1 protein-coding gene is annotated in these 955 nt (G+C 64.2%); it reads left to right on the top strand.

Annotated elements, in window-relative coordinates; genetic code table 11:
- Nucleotides 1-700: 700 nt before the first annotated feature.
- Nucleotides 701-955, top strand: a 255-nt coding sequence (locus U9980_RS08190; protein ID WP_322767384.1) for a transposase, incomplete at its 3' end; no start/stop codon positions are given.

Below are 955 nucleotides of genomic sequence, written 5' to 3'. Positions count from 1 at the left end.
TTTGTGCTGGTCGCCGACCTTCGGTCGGCTTTCCGGGGGGCGGGATGTGTGCCCGGGGGGGCGACCCCCCGGACCCCCCGGTGCGGGGCTGCGCCCCGCGCGGCGCTGCACCGGCGGCCAGATGCGCTCTCAGTGTGATCGTGTCACGGACCCCTGGCTGAGTTGATCTCCTCCGTCGGTCGGGCAGGCTACGCCCTACCCCGGGTGGGGGGTTTCGGGGTAGCCCTCCGGGTGTCCGTCCAGCGGAGGCGATCAGCGGACTTGCGCCCCTCCCCTCCGGAGAGAGGGCCGAGGTCGGAGCGGAGCCCCGGGAAAGCCCTTTCAATGTCGACCCTCGCGCTTCGGAACCCCCGGCGCTCAACTCGCAGCGGGAACCTGCCGAGGCAGAAAACAGAACAAATCAGTCATTCCATGGGCCCATAGTGACCGGTGTCGGCCTGTATCGGTAGGGCGCGTGCGGGATCGATGCAAGATCGAATACGCACAGTTCCGGATGGGATCATTATAAAATGTGACTTACATCACATTTTATAACGGACAGTTACATGATTGTTCATGGATATCATCACATATCGACTATTCGCCCGTTAGGGTATCGCATCGAAAAAATGCCTCTTGTGATGCATAGGCCCAGGTCAGGGCGCTGCGACAGTGTCATGCGGAACGTGTCCCATGTGGTGGGTCGGGTGGTCGGCGAACCATGGACGGTCTTGGAACTTGTCTTGCCGGCCGGTTGGTGCCCGATGCGCAGTGGGAGGTGGTGGAGCCGTTGTTGCCGGGGTTCCGGGTCCCGCCCGCTGGGTTGGGGGGACGGCGCCGGTGGAGGAGCGGGCGGTGTTCACCGGCGATCGTCTATGTGTTGACCGCGGACTGTTCGTGGCGGCATCTGCCGGAGGAGTTCGGGTGCAAGCCTCATGTCCCGTCGGACGGGAATGGGCTGCCGCTGCCCATCCGC

Origin of the sequence: Protofrankia sp. Cr1, from assembly GCF_963555865.1 — a bacterium.
Classification (GTDB): Bacteria; Actinomycetota; Actinomycetes; order Frankiales; family Frankiaceae; genus Protofrankia.
This window is presented reverse-complemented; position numbering and strand designations above follow the sequence as displayed.